This window comes from Micromonospora sp. NPDC048843, from assembly GCF_040649965.1.
Classification (GTDB): domain Bacteria; phylum Actinomycetota; class Actinomycetes; order Mycobacteriales; family Micromonosporaceae; genus Micromonospora; species Micromonospora hortensis.
This window is the reverse complement of the sequence record NZ_JBEZGJ010000016.1, coordinates 15769-32859: the sequence shown is the minus strand read 5'-3', so window position 1 is coordinate 32859 and position 17091 is coordinate 15769. Positions and strand designations below refer to the sequence as shown.

The following is a 17091-nucleotide window of genomic DNA, read 5'->3' as shown; positions in this document are numbered from 1 at the left end:
CGACTGGTCCCGGGCATGATCCACTCGGCTTTGCGGAAATCGGGGTGTCTGGGCCGGTGGGAAACCCCGACATCCTGAAACCCGTGTCGAACATCGGCCGGCTGACCACCCAACCCGGCCATCCACTGTGTTCGCCTCAGTGCCGTAGTCTCGCGCCCCGAGCGCAGTCGGTGCGCCACCCGCTCGCCGAGGGTCCGGATCATCACGCCTCGACGTCTCGCGAGCGGCCGTCGAAAGGTTGGTCAGGGAATTGCAGGGACAGACGTCCACCCAGGTCGAGCCGATGTCGACAGGGGGCGGGATTGCGGTTTCGCCGGTCAACGCCGGTGCGGCGACGCCCCGACCCGAGCAGGAGCCAGGGCCGTCGGTCGTCGCCGCGTCACAGCAGGCCGGCGCGGGCGCGGTGGTCGCCGGTTTCGGGCTGATCGCAGTCGGCGCGGTCGCCGGCTGGGCGATCTGGCGCAGCGGCGCCTCCGCGGCGAAGATCCAGCCCGAGGACACCACTGGCGTCTTCCTCACCCTGTTGGTCTTCGCCGCAGCGGTCGAGCGGATCCTGGAACCGTTCTCCCGGTGGCTGCCAGGACGCGCCGCCGAGGCCGCGCTGTCCCGAACGGTGACCGACGTGAACAGCCGGGTCGACGGCCCCACCGAGGCTGACCGCGAGGCCGTCGCCGTGGCCACCGCCAAGGTCGCGCGCGCGAAGGCGAACCGCACAATCGTCGCCTGGGGTCTCGCCAGCGGGATGGCCACCGTGGCGTCCAGCGCCGGCGGGTTCTACGTTCTGCACGCGGTCGCCGGCGCCGACTGGAACGGAATCGCGGTCTGGGTCGACGCCGTCGTGACCGGTGTGATGGTCGGCAGCGGCACCAAGCCGTTGCACGACCTGATCACCCGGGCCCAGAACGGCCCGCCGTCGCCGTAGCGCTTTTGCCGGCCCGGCTGAGCTCGCCGGCGGGCATGATCCACTCGGTTTCACGGAAGTCGGGGTATCCCCGCCAGCGGGATACCCCGACTTCAGCTATCTAGTGTCGATCTTGGGCTGGTTTGGTCGGCCGGTGGGCCTGTCGCTGCCGATCCGCGCCGTGCTCCGTGTCGTCGGCGGCCTGTGCGGCGGCCACGAGGACTTCGTCGAGTTCGCGGTCGGTGAGACCTTCGTCTTCGAGCAGGCCGAGCAGCAGCACCGTCCGGTGTCGGTGGCGTCGGCGTGTTCGTCGCCGTTCGTGCTCGGTCGGGTGTCCGCTGGGCGAACTCCGTCGAAGCCGCTCGCTGGGGCGACCAGTGTCCATCAGATGGCCCGGGAGCAAGCGGCCGGTCGCGCGGGGTGCGCGGATCTCGTACGCTCCCATGTGGTCTCCGCCGGTGCGGTGGTGGAGGCGATGGTCGATCACGGGGAGGTGCGCGTGAGCGCAGCACAGATCATCGCGAGGTTGGCGGCGGCGTCGCAGAAGCTGGACGAGGCGAAGGCCAAGACCGCAGCGGCAGCCCAGGACGCCGCCGAGGCGCGAGCACTCGTCGCCGGCGCGCTGGAGGGTGTGGCCGCCGGTCCACTGGTCGGCATGATCGATGCGTACCGTCAGGCGCTCGCGCAGGCGTCCCAGGGTGGCGACCCGGCCAAGCAGCATGTGCAGGAGACGATCGCCAAGGTCCGAGCGCTGGGAAACTGACCACGGGTGGTGGCAGCGGGGCCGCTTGGGCAACAGTCACCGAGTTCATGCCGTGCTGCCGAAGGCGGTCGCCGGGACGCTCTTGGCGACGGCGGTCGGGTTGACCCTCGATTTGCCGGTTCAGCGGGTGATGCGGAACGTCTGCTCAAACCGCGGTCCGCCACAGCCCACGTCGCCGCACAGGTCGAAGCCTCCGCTGATCAGGGCCACACCGGGCTTGATGACGAGGCCGCCACCCTCCACCCACGCCCGCCCGGTCGCGATCTGCGGCTGGCCGGTGCAGTGGACAGGACCCCAACCGGAGGCGTATGCGACCCTGTCGCCCGACCGTTGTCGAATGATCAGCTCGACGCCACCGGACAGGCCGGATTGGCAGGTCACGGCGATGCTGACGTCCACGGCGACGCCGCGCGCGACCAGGGTCGCGGATGTGACCTCGCCGTCACTTGCCGCGCTGGCCGGAGTGGGCGCCAGCATCACGAACAGTGACAGCCCGAGTAGTGCGATGGTGGTGATGATGCGGCGCACGAGGTTCTCCTTGCCGGAGTGGGTGCTTACCTGGCGTCACCATAGCCCTCTCCGACAGTGACGGAGATCAATCAGCGGGAGATTCTTTCCGAGGCGCGCGCTCGATGACGACGACCGGGATCTCGCGGTCGGTCTCCTTCGCGTAGCGGGCGTACGTCGGGAAGACCTTCGTCATCACCGGCCACAGCCGGACGCGCTCCTCGCCGGAGGCGGTCCGGGCCCGACCCGTGATCCGCTCCGCGCCGACCTGGATCTCCACCGCCGGGTCGGCGCTCAGGTTCAGGTACCAGGCGGGGTGCGTGGCCGCGCCGCCGTTGGACGCCACCAGCAGGTAGTTGTCGCCGTCGCGCCCGTACATCAGGGCCGTGCGGCGCAGCGTGCCCGATCGGCGTCCGCGGGTGGTGAGCAGCAGCGAGGGTACGCCGTGGAAGGTGCCCCCGTCGGCGCCGTCGGTCCGTACGTAGCGCCGGATGTGGCTGGCGACCCAGCCGACCGGGCTGTCCTCGACCGTCTCGTTCTGCTCGTGTGTGGTCACGCCATCGCCTCCATCGTCGAGCCCGGACGGTCGAACGGGGTGTCGATCATACGCGGGGCTTATGCGGTGGCCGGCGCTCAAGAGGGTGCCGGCGGTTGTGGTCGAACGTGATGTCTGTGAGTCATCGTGATGACTCACAGACATCAGGCTCTCCAGGGACATGGCCTCCCGGGGCCGCAGGCTCCCCGGGCCGCAGGGACCGAGCCGGCGGGGGAGGGTCAGGCGCGCGAGCGCGGCAGGCAGCACTTCTTGTACTTGGCGCCGGATCCGCACCAGCAGGTGTCGTTGCGGCCGGGCGGCCAGGCTGTCACGCCCGACTCGTCGAGGCTGTCGGCGTACTCGTCGAGGGTTTCCTCGCTGGTGGGGTCGCTGCCGGTGCGTTCGGCGAAGGCCGCCAGGTCGGCGACAGTGCCGACGACCACGCCCAGGTCGGCGCCGCCCATCCCGGAAGCGTCGACGAGGGCGCGTTCGATCTGGGCGCGGTGCTCGTCCCAGGTGGCGGGGTAGCTGTCGATCAGGGTGGGCCAGCGCAGCAGCAGCGCGGTGAACTCCGCCTGCGGCCAGAACAGCAGCGTCGCCGGGCCGTCGTCCAGGGCGTCGAGCGCGTGGGTGCTCGCGGCGCGCAGCCGGTCGGCGAGGTTGTCGTACTCGTCGTGGGGTAGGCCCTGCTCTTCGCGCAGGTCGTGCCGCCGCTGGGCCAGGCCGTAGATCATGGCTGCGGCCTCGTCCTGGGCGTCCTCGGATTCGTGCTGCTGGGTGCGGGTCCGTTCCAGGATGGCGTCCAGTGCCCCGGTGAGCCATTCCAGCGCCGTGTCGGCGTGGCCGGACTCGGCCAGCTCGTCGATCAGGTACGTGGCCGCGGGGTCGGTCTCCAGCAGCGGACGCAGGGCGGTCAGCTCGGCCATGCCCTCGTCCGAGCGGTCGAGACGCAGCAGCAGACCGCCGCGGACCGCTCGGGCGTACGCGTTGTCGTCCGGCTGCTCGGCGATGGCGCGGGTGGCCAGGGCGAGCGCGTCGGCCAGGTCACCGGCCTGTTCCAGGATGTCCGCGGCGACCAGCAGGGCGTACCCGGTGTCGTCGGGGTCCGCGACCCGCCCCTCGTCGACGGCGCCCACCAGTTCGGCGACGAGCGCGGCCGGGTCGGGGCTCTTGGAGCCCAGGACGCCGATCTCGTCGATGCGGTCGGCGGTCAGCAACTCGGACATGGGCGCATCCTGAAAGACGACTGTCGGTGGGTGGGGGAGCGGTCAGCGTACTCCTGGACATGGAGCAGCCCGGGCGGCGAACCGCCCGGGCTGCGTCACGTTCCCTCAGCGGGTCGCCGGCATGGTGGCGAACTCGCCGGCTAGCTCCGACTCGACGATCGTCGCGGCGGACGGCCGGCGACCGGCCGACGGCCGCCGGGCGGACGGGACGGCGAGGGCCGCGAGCGCGGCGGCCAGGGCGATCGCCGTGAGGACGAGAAACCCCATCGTGAAGCCGGCCTCCCGGGGCAGGCCGTTGGCCTGCGGGTGGGCGGTGATCACGCCGCTGACCACTGCCGCGCCGATCGCGCCGCCGATGGTGCGGATGTTGGCGTTCATACCGGTCGCGACGCCGGTCTGGCTGGCGGGCACGCTGGCGACGATCAGGTTGGCCATCGACGCGAAGGCCAGGCCGATGCCGAGGCCGACCAGGCCACCGGCGATGGCGACCTCCCAGCGGGTGTCGTGCGCGGTGGCGAGCATCGCGGAGGCGGCCACGTTGAATGTGGCACCGGTGGCGAGCTGCGCCTTGGCGCTGAAGACGGCCTGGAGTCGCCCGGCGATGACGCCGGCGACGAACATCGCGCTGACCATCGGGAGCATGAGCAGACCGGCCTGGCTGATGCTCGCGCCGAAGCCGTAACCGGCGGCGGTAGGGGTCTGCAGGAACTGCGGGAGGAACGCGTACATGGAGAACATCGACGCGCCATAGAGCAGGGCGACCAGGTTGGTGGTCCAGACGCCGGGCAGGCGCATCATCCGCATGTCGATCAGCGGGTTGTTGGACCGCAACTCGGTGACCAGCCAGCCGGCCAGCAGCACCACGGCCAGGGCCAGCAGACCGAGTACCCGGGTGGAGGTCCAGCCCCAGGTGGCGCCCTGGCTGATCGGCAGCAGCAACGCGACCAGCCAGCCGGAGAGCAGCAGTGTGGCGCGCCAGTCGATGCGACCGGGGGTGCGGACCGGCGACTCGGGCACGAACAGGTGCGCGGCCACGGCGGTCAGCCCGACCACGACCATCGGGATCCAGAACAGCCAGCGGTAGTCCAGCGTGCTGACGATCGGGCCGGCCAGCACGATGCCCAGGCCACCGCCGACGGCGACGATCGCCGAGATGGCGGCCACCGCGGTGGAGACCCGTGCGGCCGGGAACTCGTCGCGGATGATGCCGAACGACAGCGGGAAGACCGCTCCGCCGATGCCCTGCACGACCCGGGCGAGGATGAGGATGCCGATGTTCGGCGCGATGGCGGCCAGCAGGCAGCCGAGGGCGAGGGCGGCGAGCGAGACGACGAGCATCCGCTCCTTGCCGACCATGTCGCCGACGCGTCCGAGGATCGGCGTGAAGATCGACGCGCTGAGCAGGTAGGCGGTCAGGACCCAGGTCACTGTGTTCTGGGAGGTGTGCAGGTCCTGCTGGATGGTCGGCAGCACCGGGGTGATCAGCGACTGGAGCATCGCGAAGAACCCGGCGCCGGCCGCGAGCACGGTGAAGGTGAGCCGACGCGAGCTGCGTCGGGAGGTCACTGCCACGAGAGAAAACTCCCTGATTACGTACGGGAATGAAGGCTTGTCGTCCGTCGTCTGTGACGGGGTGGTCTGTCGGGGTCCGGGCGATCGGGTGGCCAGGCGACGATCGGGCGGGTCCCGAGGTAGAGTAACCGGAGGCAGGCCTCCGGGATTCCGGAGGGGTGCCTCCGCTAAGCTAGCGGAGGGCATCCTCCGGATGCAACTAGAGTGAGGTGACGCACGTCATGACCAGCGCGGGGCAGGCGCCCGAGGTCTTCGCCCAGCGGCCCAAGCGGGCCGACGCGCGGCGTAACTACGACGCCCTGATCGCGGCGGCACGCGAGGCGTTCGCCGAGAACGGCGCCGCCGCCTCCCTGGAGGACGTGGCCCGCCGGGCCGGCGTGGGCATCGGCACGCTCTACCGCAACTTCCCGACCCGCCGGCACCTCTTCGAGGCCGTCTACGTCGAGGAGGTCCGGGCGCTGTGCCACTCCGCCGAAGGGCTGGCCGAGCTGCCACCCTGGGACGCGCTCGTCGCCTGGCTGCACCGCTTCGTCGCGTACGTCGCCACCAAGCGGGCGCTCGCCGAGCAACTGCTGCACGACTCCGAGATCTTCACCAGCTGCCGGGCGGAGATCTTCTCCGCCGGTGAGCCGCTGATGCGTCGCGCACAGGCCGCCGGCGTGGTCCGGAACGACATCGGCTTCGACGACGTGGTGCGGCTGATCAGCGGCCTCACCATGGCCCAGTTCCCGTCACCCGAGCAGCGCGACCGGGTCCTCGGCGTGGCCCTGGACGGCCTGCGCCCGCCAGCCACCCCGCGCTGACACCCAGCCGGCCGGTCAGCTGTCGACCAGCAGCAGCCACTCGTCGTCGACCCGTTCGACAGTCGTGCCGGCGGGCCACGCGTGATCGCCGCCGGCCGCTGCCCGCGCCTGGTCGACCTGCGGCGGCTGGCTGAACTCGGCACCGTCGAACCTGCCCGCACCCTGGAATCGCGCCCGGCCGAAGTTCGCCGCGCCCTCGAAGCGGGTCTGCTCGAAGCACGCCTCGGTGGCGAACACGGTCCATCGGAAGAGCGCCATGTCCGCGAAGCGGACCGCGCTGAACCCGGCGTACCCGGCGAACTCGGTGCGCTCCATCGACACGCCGCTGAGGAAGGTGGCTTTCCGGAACCTGGCCCCGTCACCGAAGTGGGTCGCGTCGAAACTGGTCGACTGGTCGAAGACCGCCCGGTGAAATGACGTCGGGCCGGCGAAGCGCGACCGCCGGCAGGACAGGCCGTCGGCGAACCCGGCTCGGTCGAAGCTGGCCTGACCCTCGAAGCGGGCGGCGTCCAGGAAGACCTCCGCCTCGGCGGTGAGATCGTCGAAGACCACGTCGCCGAAGGTGGCCGCCCCGAGCAGGAGCCGCCCGCGCGCCGTCGCGCCCGCGAAGGAGGTCGTGCCGGTGAACACCGCCTCGGTGAAGGTCGCGTCGACGAGCGTGCAGCCGGCGGCGTCGAAGTCGACGAGCGTGGCGCCGGCCAGGTCGAGCCTCAGCTCCGGCCAGTGCGCCGCGTCGTCCGCGCGCAGGTGCCGGGTGAGCACGCGCTGCGCGCTGCGTCGGACCTCCGTCTCGCGCGGCTCGCCGTTCGGCGCCGGCATCCGCAGGTACGCGCAGAGCACCGCCGCGATCGTCGGGCGCTGCCCCGGGTTGTCCTGACCGAGGCGCTCCAACGCGTGCAGGCCGCCGAGGCGTACCGCGGCGCTGTCGTTGCCGAGCAGTTCGACCGCCCGGGTGTAGAGCTCGGTCAGTCGGCGCTCCGCCGCGTCGTGCTCGGCGGCCCCGGACTGCCGGTCCTGGTGGCGCTGTGCGGCCTCGGCCACCGCTTCGGCGTGCGCCTGCACCCGGTCCCGGTGCACCTGGTCCCGTGCGGCGATGCTCTCCTGGTGCCGCTGCGCGCGTTCGGTGATCCACTGGCGGCGGGCGGCGAGCAGCAGCGCGAGCCCTCCGCCGGTGCCGGCGACGACGGTCAGGCCGGTGCGGATCGCGTCGATGCGCAGCGTGGCGCGGGTGTCCGGTTGGCTGGCCCGATCGGCCTCGGTGAGCAGCAGGTCCAGCACCAGCCAGCCCAGTGCGATGGCGACCAGCAGGCCGACCAGGACCAGCCACCACGGCATCACCCGCAGCTCGCGCTCGGTGGGTTCGTCGACAGCCACGGCCACAGCATGCCAGCCGGCGTTGACGTCCGATATGGAGCGTGACGGTATGACCGTTTACGCCTCCGTCGGAACAACGGGTTACCGGCGCGTAACAAGTCATTGACGTTTCTGAATTGTTGCGGGGATGATCGTCGCACGGTCGACCGGACACCCCCACCCACCTGCCCGGTTCGCCGGGTGCCTCCCCCCGGAGGTGCAGCGATGCTGCTCCGAAAGACCGCCCTCGTGCTGGCCCTCGCCACCGCCGCGCTACTCGCGTCCACCGCCACGGCGACCGCCGCCCCCGCCCGTCCCGCCCCGGCCACCGCCGGCCCCACGACACCCTTCGCCGCCGCGGCGGCCAACCCCGTCATCGTGGTCGGCGGGCTCAGCGGCGTCGCCGTCGCGTACGAGCCGATCGCCGCCCGCCTGCGCGCCGATGGCTACCGCACCTTCATCTACCAGCTACCCGGGCTGGGCCTCGGTGACATCCCCACCTCGGCCCGCGCGTTCGCCAGCTACGTCAACCAGGTCCGCGCCAGCACCGGCGCGGCGAGCGTGGACGTCGTCGCCCACTCCGAAGGGGGCCTGGTCAGCAGGTACTACCTCAAGCGGCTCGGCGGCACCGCCACCGTCGGTCGCTACGTCAGCCTGGGCACACCGCAGTACGGCACATACGTCGCCAACATCGTGGCGTTCCTGGGCCTGGGGGGCTGCGCCGGCGTCGTGGCCTGCCAACAGATGGCCATCGGCTCGGCGTTCCTCGCCGACCTCAACTCCGGCGACGACACCCCGGGCGCGGTGCGCTACACCACCATCCGCACCGTGCAGGACGAGTTGGTCCGGCCGACCGGAAACGCCGCCGTCAACGACGGCGCGACGAACGTGCTGATCCAGGCGTACTGCCCGCTGCGGGTGGTGGGGCACCTCGGTCTGGTGCTCGACGGCACCGCGTACACCATCGTCCGCGGCGCCCTGGTCGACGGCCCGGTGCGACCCAACTGCCTCGCGCTCTGACCCGCTCCGGTGCGGCGGTCCCGGAGGGGCCGCCGCACCGCAACCCCCGACGGTGAGTGTCGGGTGGGCGACGATCCCCTCAAACGGTGTGGCAGACATCAGATGTCCTCGATAGCCTGCTTCGGCTGTCCATTCCCGACAGTGGACGCCATCCTCCGAGAAGGAGCAGCGCTCATGACCGAGCCGCCCACAGTGCCGCCGGAGAACACCCCGCCGACAGTGCCGCAGCTCGACGTCCGGGCCGCCCAGCCGCCGTCGGCCGACACCCCGCCACCCACCGGCGGGTTCGCCGACCGCCCACCGGGCTACCCCAGCGCGCTGGTCTGGCTGCGCGCCGGGATCCTGCGGGACTGGCGCGGCGTGCTCGGCGCGTTCCTCGCCACCTGGTTCTACCTGCCGGTCGCGCTGCTCCTGGCCTTCTGGGGCGGTCTCACGTTCGGCATCGTCGGGCTCTTCGCCGTCGGGACCGGCGCCGACGACCAGGTGCCCCAGGTGCTGCGCGACGCCCCGCTGATCGGCTCCCTGGTCGAGGCGTTCCTGACCCGCTCCGGTGGATTGCTCGGCGGCATCGCCGGCTTCGCCATCGGCTTCCTGGTCGGCTTCCTCGCCGTGCTGGCGCTGCCCTGGATGGGCGTCGCCGACGAGCCCTTCGCGCTGCTCACCGGCCTGATCGGCACTGTCGTCGCGGCGGCGCTGATCGGTGTCCTCTACACGCTCTACCGGGTGCTGCTCGAACCCCGCCTACTGGTCGTCTCGGGTGCGCGCCAGCCCAGCCGCCGCGAGTACGCGCGGCTGCGCCCCATCCTCGACGACTGCGCCCGACGGCTCGGCCTGCCCAGCGTGCCCCGGCTACTCATGGAGGACGACCCGGTCCTGAGCAACGCCCGCACGTACGCCCGACACGTGGTGGTCACCACGGCCGTGCTGACCGAACCGGACGACGAGGTGGCCGCGCTGCTCAGCCACGAGCTGGTGCACTGGCGCACCGGGGACGAGATCACCAGCGCCTTCGTCCGCGGCGTCGGCCTGCCGCTGACCCTCGCGCACGCCCTGCCGACCTGGCTGATGCGGACGTTCCCGCACCCGGGCACCAACTTCGTGGTCTTCGTGTTCTTCTGGCCGGTGCTGCTCACCATGCGGTACGTGGTGCTGCCACTGCACGCCCGTGACGTGCGGGCGGCCGAGTACCGGGCCGACCTCGGCGCCGTGCTCACCGGGCACGTCGACGGCCTGCGGCGCATCCTGGAACGGCGGCTGTCCTTCGAGACCGGACGCAGCGGCTGGGACGAGGCGGTCTGCGCCACCCACCCGCCGCACGAGCTGCGGCTCGACGCGTTGGAGCGGGCGTCGCTGGCCGGCGCGCCCGCCGGAGCGGCACAGCCCGTCACCGTCGACGGGCTGTTCAACTCCGCCGGCCAGGTCGGCACCCGCCGCGCCTGGCTGCTTGTCGGCGTCCTCACACTGGTTGCCTGCCTCGGCACCAGCGGGCTCGGCGTGGTGCAGTGGGCGTTCTTCCGGCCCCAGGCGGCGATCGACGGCTACTTCGCCGCGCTCGCCGACCGGGACAGCGACGCCGCGCTCGGCTACCTGACCGACCAGGGCAGCGACACCGACACCAAGCTGCTCGCCCAACTGCTGCGCGGCAAGGGCTACCAACCACCGACCGACGTCGAGATCAGCTCGTTGGAGCGCGACGGTGACAGCGCCACCGCCACAGTGGCGTACCGGCTGGGTGACGCGCGGGAGACCACCACCCTCACCCTGCGCCGCGAGGACGAGACCACCGCCGGGCTGTTCCACGGCTGGCGGTTGAGCGGCGGGCCGACCCCGTTCAACGCCGCGATCGCCGACCCAGGCGTACGGCTCAACGGGGTGGAGCTGCCGGTCGCGACCGAGGGTGCCCCGCTGGTGCTGTTGCCCGGCGGCTACACGGCGACCGGCCCGTCCAGTGCGCTCAGCGAGACGCCGAGCACGACGATGCTGGTCGGCCCGGGGGAGACCGCCGCCGTCCTGCAACTGGCGCCGGTGCTCAAGCCGGCGGCGACCGAGGCCGTCGAGGCGCAGGTACGCGCCTGGTTGGACGAGTGCGCGAAGCAGACGGTCGCCGCCCCGCCGGGCTGTCCGTTCCGCTACTACGGCGGCTCCACCCAGAAGATCACCTGGAAGATCCTGGAGTACCCGAAGCTCGCCGTCGAACTCACCGGCCCGTCCAGCGCCCAGGTCTCCACCCCGACCGAGACCCAGGGCAGGGTGGAGGCCAGTGGCACTACCACCTACTTCGGCGGCAGCTCGCCGTTCAAGGACGACAACGCGTTCACCGTCACGGGCGTCGCCACCGCCGACGGTGACAACGTGACGTTCCGACCCGCCGCCGACTGACTGGGAGACCGACAGTGACCGACAGCGACACCGCAGCCCGGCTGCCCGTCCGGCTGACCATCAACCCCCGGCAGCGGCAGCCTCCGTCGGTCGACCTGCTGACCTGGATCCACCGCCGTCCCGAGTACCGGCCGGGAGTCCGCCCGGCCGGCGGCGGCGGGGGCCGGCCGGGATTCAGCGACGCGGTGATCATCGCGGTGCTCGCCCAGGGTCTGCTTCCCGGACTGTTCAACCTGCTGCAGTCCTGGGTGGACCAGCAGCGCACCGAGGCCAGCATCCGGATCCAGACCGGGGACACCGAGGTGGAGTTGCAGGTGAGCGGGCGGACCGACTCCGCTCGCCTGCTGGCCCAGGCGACCGAGGCGCTGCGCGCCGCCCGAGAGCCCGGTCCGAACGCCGTCGACTGACCCGACGGCGCCCGGGAGCCCGTGTCCGGACGCCGTCGACTGACCCGACGGCGCCCGGGGCGGCGGGTCAGGTCGCCTTGGCGAGCGCCTCGAACTCGTCGTCGGTGAGCCGCACGTCGGCCGCGCTCACGTTCTCCTCCAGGTGCGCCACCGAGGACGTGCCGGGGATTGGCAACATCACCGGCGAGCGGCGCAGCAGCCAGGCCAGCGCGAGCTGCGCGGGCGACGCGCCGTGCGCGGTGGAGATGGCGTCCAGCGGACCGCCCGGGCGGGCCAACTCACCGGTGGCGATCGGGAACCACGGGATGAACGCGAGGTCGTTGCGCTCGCAGTACTCCAGCACGTCCTCGGCGCTGCGGTTGGCGAGGTTGTACAGGTTCTGCACCGACGCGATGGTGGTGATCGCCCGGGACTCCTCGATCTGCGCGACGCTCACCTCGGACAGCCCGATGTGCTGGATCTTGCCTTCCTCCCGCAGCAGGGCCAGCTCACCGAGCTGGTCGGCGAGCGGCACCTTGGGGTCGATCCGGTGCAGCTGGTACAGCGGGATGCTGTCCAGGCCGAGGTGACGCAGGCTCAGCTCGCACTGCTGGCGCAGGTACTCCGGGCGGCCCACCGCTCGCCAGTCGCCCGGTCCGGAACGGGTGAACCCGCCCTTGGTCGCGATCACCAGATCATCGGCGTACGGGTGCAGCGCCTCCCGAATCAGCAACTCCGATACGAACGGCCCGTACGAGTCGGCGGTGTCGATGAACGTCACGCCCAGCTCGACCGCACGGCGCAGCACGCGAACCGCCTCGGCCGGGTCCTTCGGGTCACCCCAGACACCCGGGCCGGTGATCTGCATGGCCCCGTAGCCGAGCCGGTTGACTGTGACATCGCCACCGATCCGGTACGTGCCGGACGCCTTCGCGGGCTGCTCACTGATATTTGTCGCCATTGCCCGATCCCCAATCGTCTCGTCGTGGCGGGCGTGGACAGCGGGCGTGAAGAGCCCACCCACCGCCGATGGATCATCCCCCGGAACCCCGCCGCCATGCCGCCGGTCGGCCGACTGTGGGCGCTGACACGCCGTCAGCGCGCCGACCCGAGTTGCCGGGAAGCGCCCGGTACGACCGGGGTGTCCGTGCGACGCTGGCCGGAGCCGGTGCGTTCCGGCGCGACGGCGAAGGGAGCACCCATGGGAGTGCCGCAGGTCAACTTCGCGCTCGACACGTACGAGTGCATCGTGATCTATCCCGGCGCGGCCGGGCGGGCACTGCCCGCCGAGACCGTGCAGCGGTTGCAGGCCGAGCACGCCGAACACATGCAGGCGTTGCAGCGACGCGGCATCGTCCTGGTCGCCGGCTCGGTGGACGGGCCGGCGCGCGAGCCGGATCCGCCGATCGGCTTCGGGCTGGCCCGTACCGGGAGCGTCGACGATGTGCGCAGCGTGCTTGAGGCGGACCCGGCGGTGCAGGCCGGGCTCTACCGGGTGGAGGTGCTGACCTTCCTCTGCCCGGCCGGTTCCCTGGAGTTCCCGCTGGTCAAGACGGGCAGCTGAGCAGCGAATCCATCGGTGGCTGTCGTGATGGTGACGGCGCTCGCCCGCCTGCCGGTGCTACGGTCGCGCCCAGCGCGGGCCGCCGCCGGGGCGTACCCGGTGTCGTGGGTCGGCCCCGGTCGAGGAGTCGCCATGATCTCCGCCGCCACCCCCGATGTCGCGTCGGCCGCCGCCCGACTACGTGCCCTGCTCGGCGACCGGCTGCACGAACCGGGCGAACCCGGTTACGCCGCCACCACCCGGCTCTGGAACGGCGCTGTGGCGCGCACGCCCGCGCTTGTCGCCGAGTGCCAGGACTCCGACGAGGTGGCCGAGGCGGTCCGCATCGCCACGCGGTGCCACCTGCCCCTCTCGGTTCGTTCCGGAGGGCACGACTGGGCCGGCCGGGCGCTGCGCGACGGCGCCCTGGCGCTCGATCTGACCGGGCTGCGCTCCGTCCGGGTCGACCCGGACGCCGCCACGGTGACCATCGGCGGCGGCGCCACGGCGGCCGAACTGCTCGCCGCCGCCCGCCCGTACGACCTGGTGGTGCCCACCGGCGTGGTCGGTGCCGTGGGGATGGCCGGGCTCACCCTCGCCGGCGGGTACGGCCCGCTGTGCGGCCGGTTCGGTCTGGCAGTGGACAGCCTGCTCGGCGCTGAGGTGGTTCTCGCCGACGGTCGCCGGGTCACCGCCGACGCCCGGCACGACGCCGAGCTGTACTGGGCGTTGCGCGGCGGCGGTGGCAACCTCGGCATCGTCACCGAGCTGCGCTTCCGCGCGCACCGGCTGCCCGGCGTGCTGGCCGGCATGATCATGTTCGCGCTCTCCGAGGCGCCGGCCGTGCTGCGCGGCTACGGCGCGCTGGTCGCCGAGGCGCCGGACGAGCTGACCGTGATGGCCGGCTTCCTGCCCGGCCCGGCCGGCGAACCCGTGATCTTCGTCTGCCCGTTCTACAGCGGCCCCGACCTGGACGCCGGGACGCCGTGGATGGACCGGCTGCGCGCGCTGGGCACCCCGCTGGTCGACCAGATCGGCCCGATGCCGTACGCGGACGCGTTGCGGATGTTCGACGGCGGGATGGTCGACGGCAACCACTACCTGCTGCGGACCCGATGGTTGCCAGCGCTCCCCGACGGCACGGTGGACACACTCGTCGACGCGGCCCGGCAGGTCACCTCGCCGTTCTCCGCGCTGGCCGTACACCACTTCCACGGCGCGGCCGCCCGGATCCGACCCTCCGACACGGCGTTCGGGCTACGCACCGATCACCTGATGGCCGAGATCATCGCGGTGTGGGCGCCCGGCGACCAGGCAGGCCCGCACCGCGAGTGGGCCGAGCGGACCTCGGGGGCGCTCGCCCCGCACGCCCTGCCCGGTGGCTACCCCAACCTGCTCGCCCCGGAGGAGACCGACCGGGTCCGACTCGCCTACGGCGCGAACTGGGCGCGGCTGCGCCGGGCCAAGCGCCGCTACGACCCCCGCGACCTGCTGCACGCGGTGCCCACCCTGCCGCCCTCAGGGCACAGGGAATGACCCGCCGCCCGCTGCCCTCGGGGCACCCGGAGTGGGCCGCCGCCGGGAGCACCCCGACAGCGCACCCCAACGGAGGCGTACGATTCCCGGCGCGCGGTCGCTGATGCCCGTCGCCACAACGTTCCCGGTGCGGTTCCGCCCGCCGGCCCGACGCGCGCCGCGCGTCGTTGGACAACTGTTCCGCTGCCTGCAAGGGGTCGGCCCCGAGTCCGACCTGAAGGAGAGACTAGCCTGATGGGCGTGACACGCCGCGTAAAGATCGTCTGCACTCTGGGTCCCGCCACCTCGTCCCCGGAGCGCATCCGGGGTCTTGTCGAGGCCGGCATGAACGTGGCGAGACTCAACTTCAGCCATGGCAGCCACGCCGACCACGAGGCGGTCTATCGACTGGTCCGGGAGGCGTCGGAGGCGGCAGGTAAGCCGGTGGCCGTCCTCGCCGACCTGCAGGGCCCCAAGATCCGGCTCGGTAAGTTCGCCGACGGCCCGCACGAGTGGCGCACCGGCGACTCGGTCGTGATCACCGGCGACGACATCATCGGCACCAAGGAGCGGGTCTCCTGCACCTACACAAAGCTGCCGCACGAGGTGAAGCCCGGCGACCGGCTGCTGATCGACGACGGTCGGGTCGCCGTCGAGGTCACCGACGTCACCGGCAACGACATCCGCTGCCTCGTCACCGAGGGCGGCCCGGTCTCCAACAACAAGGGCGTGTCGCTGCCCAACGTGGCGGTCAGCGTGCCCGCCATGTCGGACAAGGACGCCGAGGACCTGCGCTTCTCCCTGGGGCTCGGTGTCGACCTGGTGGCGCTCTCCTTCGTCCGCTCGGCCGAGGACATCAAGCTCGTCCACAACATCATGGCCGAGGAGGGTGTGTTCCGCCCGGTGCTCGCCAAGGTCGAGAAGCCGGAGGCGGTGGAGCACCTGGAGGCCATCGTGCTGGCCTTCGACGGCGTCATGGTCGCCCGCGGTGACCTTGGTGTCGAGATGCCGCTGGACGAGGTCCCGCTGGTGCAGAAGCGCGCCGTGCAGCTGTGCCGGGAGAACGCCAAGCCCGTCATCGTGGCCACCCAGATGCTCGACTCCATGATCGAGAACTCCCGCCCCACCCGGGCGGAGGCCTCCGACGTCGCCAACGCCGTGCTCGACGGCGCGGACGCGGTGATGCTCTCCGGCGAGACCAGCGTCGGCAAGTATCCAGTGCTCACCGTCAGCACCATGGCCAAGATCGTGACGACCACCGAGGCCGGTTCCATCGGCGTGCCGCGCTTGCAGCACGACCCGCGTACCCACGGTGGCGCCCTCACCGTCGCCGCCTCGTCGATCGCCCGGGCCATCAACGCCAAGGCCCTCGTCGCCTTCTCGCAGACCGGCGACACCGTGCGACGGCTGTCCCGCCTGCACTGCGACCTGCCGCTGCTGGCCTTCACGCCGGTCCCTGAGGTGCGCGACCAGCTCGCCCTCACCTGGGGCGTGGAGACCTTCCTGATGCCGTTCGTGCAGCACACCGACGACATGTTCCGCCAGGTCGACCAGGCGCTGCTCGGCCTCGACCGGGCCAACCCCGGTGACTACGTGGTGATCGTGGCCGGTAGCCCGCCCGGCACCCCCGGCTCGACGAACACGCTGCGCGTACACCAGCTCGGCTCGCTGGTCGACGCCGCGTCGGCGCGGGCCCTGCAGTGAGCGACGGTCGGGTCGCGGTCGGCCAGGCGGCGGTGGACCAGCTGCTGGAAGTGCTGGACCTCGACCCGACCGGCGAGATGACCTTCCGGGGGATGAGCCCCCCGGTCGGTCCACAACGGGTGTACGGCGGCCAGGTCGCCGGTCAGGCCCTGGTCGCCGCCGGCCGCACCGTCGACCCGGAGCGGTTCGTGCACTCGCTGCACGGCTACTTCGTCCGCCCCGGCGACCCGGTCGAACCGATCGCGTACGAGGTGGAGAACATCCGCGACGGCCGGTCCTTCTCGGTCCGCCGCGCGGTCGCCCTCCAGCACGGCAAGCCGATCTTCTTCATGTCGGCGTCGTTTCAGCGGGCCGAGGAGGGGCTGGACCACCAGGCCCCGGCCCCGCTGGACGTACCCCCGCCGCAGGACGTGCCGACGATGACCGACCGGCTCTCCCGCTACCCGGAGCGGCTGGGAATCTGGGGCCAGATCCCACGGCCGATCGACGTGCGCTACGTCGGTGAGCCCGGCTGGGTCCGCCCCGGCGACCGGCCCGCCGACCCGCACCAGCGCGTCTGGATGCGCATCGACGGCAAACTGCCCGACGACCCCCTGCTGCACGCCTGCGCGCTCACCTATGCCTCGGACCTCACCCTGCTGGACTCGGTGCTCTCCGCGCACGGCGAGGTGTGGGGGCCGGGCGGGTTGGTCGGCGCGAGCCTGGACCACGCGCTGTGGTTCCACCGGCCGTTCCGGGCCGACGAGTGGTTCCTCTACGACTGCCTGAGCCCGTCGGCGTCCGGCGCGCGTGGGCTGGCCACCGGCCGGATGTTCACCACTGACGGCCAGCAGATCGCCAGCGCCGTCCAGGAGGGTCTGCTGCGCCGCGTCGGCGCCTGACGC

General features: G+C 72.0%; 16 protein-coding genes. 10 read left to right on the top strand and 6 right to left on the bottom strand.

Going from position 1 to position 17091, the window contains the following annotated elements; all coding sequences use genetic code 11:
* Positions 1–283 precede the first annotated feature (283 nt).
* Both AB0C20_RS06425 and AB0C20_RS06420 read left to right on the top strand, forming a co-directional pair.
* Positions 284–922, top strand: a complete 639-nt coding sequence (locus tag AB0C20_RS06425) for a hypothetical protein (protein WP_357567519.1) — start codon at positions 284–286, stop codon at positions 920–922.
* A 133-nt stretch (positions 923–1055) separates the two neighbouring features.
* Positions 1056–1664, top strand: coding sequence for a DUF6244 family protein (locus tag AB0C20_RS06420; protein ID WP_357567518.1), 609 nt, complete (start codon positions 1056–1058; stop codon positions 1662–1664).
* A 120-nt stretch (positions 1665–1784) separates the two neighbouring features.
* On the opposite strand, the gene AB0C20_RS06415 is transcribed toward AB0C20_RS06420, so the two are convergent.
* From AB0C20_RS06415 to AB0C20_RS06400, 4 genes are all read right to left on the bottom strand, one after another.
* Positions 1785–2192 carry a hypothetical protein gene (locus AB0C20_RS06415; protein WP_357567517.1) on the bottom strand — a complete coding sequence of 136 codons (408 nt, stop codon included), beginning with the start codon at positions 2190–2192 and terminating at the stop codon, positions 1785–1787.
* Between the two features lie 67 nt (positions 2193–2259).
* On the bottom strand, positions 2260–2727 hold the full coding sequence (locus AB0C20_RS06410; protein WP_357567516.1) for a nitroreductase family deazaflavin-dependent oxidoreductase: 468 nt from the start codon (positions 2725–2727) through the stop codon (positions 2260–2262).
* Positions 2728–2945: 218 nt separating this feature from the next.
* On the bottom strand, positions 2946–3932 hold the full coding sequence (locus tag AB0C20_RS06405; protein ID WP_357190422.1) for an SEC-C metal-binding domain-containing protein: 987 nt from the start codon (positions 3930–3932) through the stop codon (positions 2946–2948).
* A gap of 105 nt (positions 3933–4037) precedes the next feature.
* Entirely contained in the window at positions 4038–5504 is a 1467-nt protein-coding gene (locus AB0C20_RS06400) for an MFS transporter (RefSeq protein WP_357567515.1), read from the bottom strand.
* A gap of 221 nt (positions 5505–5725) precedes the next feature.
* Between AB0C20_RS06400 and AB0C20_RS06395 the strand changes: the two genes are divergently transcribed.
* Positions 5726–6307: a TetR/AcrR family transcriptional regulator gene (locus AB0C20_RS06395; RefSeq protein WP_266304914.1), complete on the top strand. Its 582-nt coding sequence runs from the start codon at positions 5726–5728 to the stop codon at positions 6305–6307.
* A gap of 15 nt (positions 6308–6322) precedes the next feature.
* Here the strand turns inward: AB0C20_RS06395 and AB0C20_RS06390 are convergent, their stop codons facing one another.
* Positions 6323–7681, bottom strand: coding sequence for a pentapeptide repeat-containing protein (locus tag AB0C20_RS06390; protein ID WP_357567514.1), 1359 nt, complete (start codon positions 7679–7681; stop codon positions 6323–6325).
* A 204-nt stretch (positions 7682–7885) separates the two neighbouring features.
* Here AB0C20_RS06390 and AB0C20_RS06385 point away from each other — a divergent pair, with 204 nt between their 5' ends.
* The 3 genes from AB0C20_RS06385 (at position 7886) to AB0C20_RS06375 (ending at position 11466) form a co-directional block, all read left to right on the top strand.
* A complete protein-coding gene (locus tag AB0C20_RS06385) occupies positions 7886–8680 on the top strand; it encodes an alpha/beta fold hydrolase (protein ID WP_357567513.1) in 795 nt (264 codons plus the stop codon).
* Positions 8681–8854: 174 nt separating this feature from the next.
* Positions 8855–11059: a M48 family metalloprotease gene (locus AB0C20_RS06380; RefSeq protein WP_357567512.1), complete on the top strand. Its 2205-nt coding sequence runs from the start codon at positions 8855–8857 to the stop codon at positions 11057–11059.
* A gap of 14 nt (positions 11060–11073) precedes the next feature.
* Positions 11074–11466 (top strand): hypothetical protein, encoded by a 393-nt coding sequence (locus tag AB0C20_RS06375; protein ID WP_357190409.1) that lies wholly within the window; start codon positions 11074–11076, stop codon positions 11464–11466.
* Positions 11467–11533: 67 nt separating this feature from the next.
* Here the strand turns inward: AB0C20_RS06375 and AB0C20_RS06370 are convergent, their stop codons facing one another.
* Positions 11534–12406, bottom strand: a complete 873-nt coding sequence (locus AB0C20_RS06370) for an aldo/keto reductase (protein WP_357190407.1) — start codon at positions 12404–12406, stop codon at positions 11534–11536.
* A 240-nt stretch (positions 12407–12646) separates the two neighbouring features.
* Between AB0C20_RS06370 and AB0C20_RS06365 the strand changes: the two genes are divergently transcribed.
* The 4 genes from AB0C20_RS06365 to AB0C20_RS06350 all read left to right on the top strand — a co-directional run bounded on the left by AB0C20_RS06365 (position 12647) and on the right by AB0C20_RS06350 (position 17088).
* Positions 12647–13009 (top strand): YciI family protein, encoded by a 363-nt coding sequence (locus AB0C20_RS06365; protein ID WP_357190405.1) that lies wholly within the window; start codon positions 12647–12649, stop codon positions 13007–13009.
* Between the two features lie 15 nt (positions 13010–13024).
* A complete protein-coding gene (locus AB0C20_RS06360; RefSeq protein ID WP_357567511.1) occupies positions 13025–14524 on the top strand; it encodes an FAD-dependent oxidoreductase in 1500 nt (499 codons plus the stop codon).
* A gap of 234 nt (positions 14525–14758) precedes the next feature.
* Positions 14759–16207, top strand: coding sequence for a pyruvate kinase (gene pyk, locus AB0C20_RS06355; RefSeq protein ID WP_357190401.1), 1449 nt, complete (start codon positions 14759–14761; stop codon positions 16205–16207).
* Positions 16204–17088, top strand: coding sequence for an acyl-CoA thioesterase II (locus tag AB0C20_RS06350; RefSeq protein WP_112582692.1), 885 nt, complete (start codon positions 16204–16206; stop codon positions 17086–17088). The genes pyk and AB0C20_RS06350 overlap by 4 nt, the downstream gene beginning before the upstream one ends.
* Positions 17089–17091: the final 3 nt, after the last annotated feature.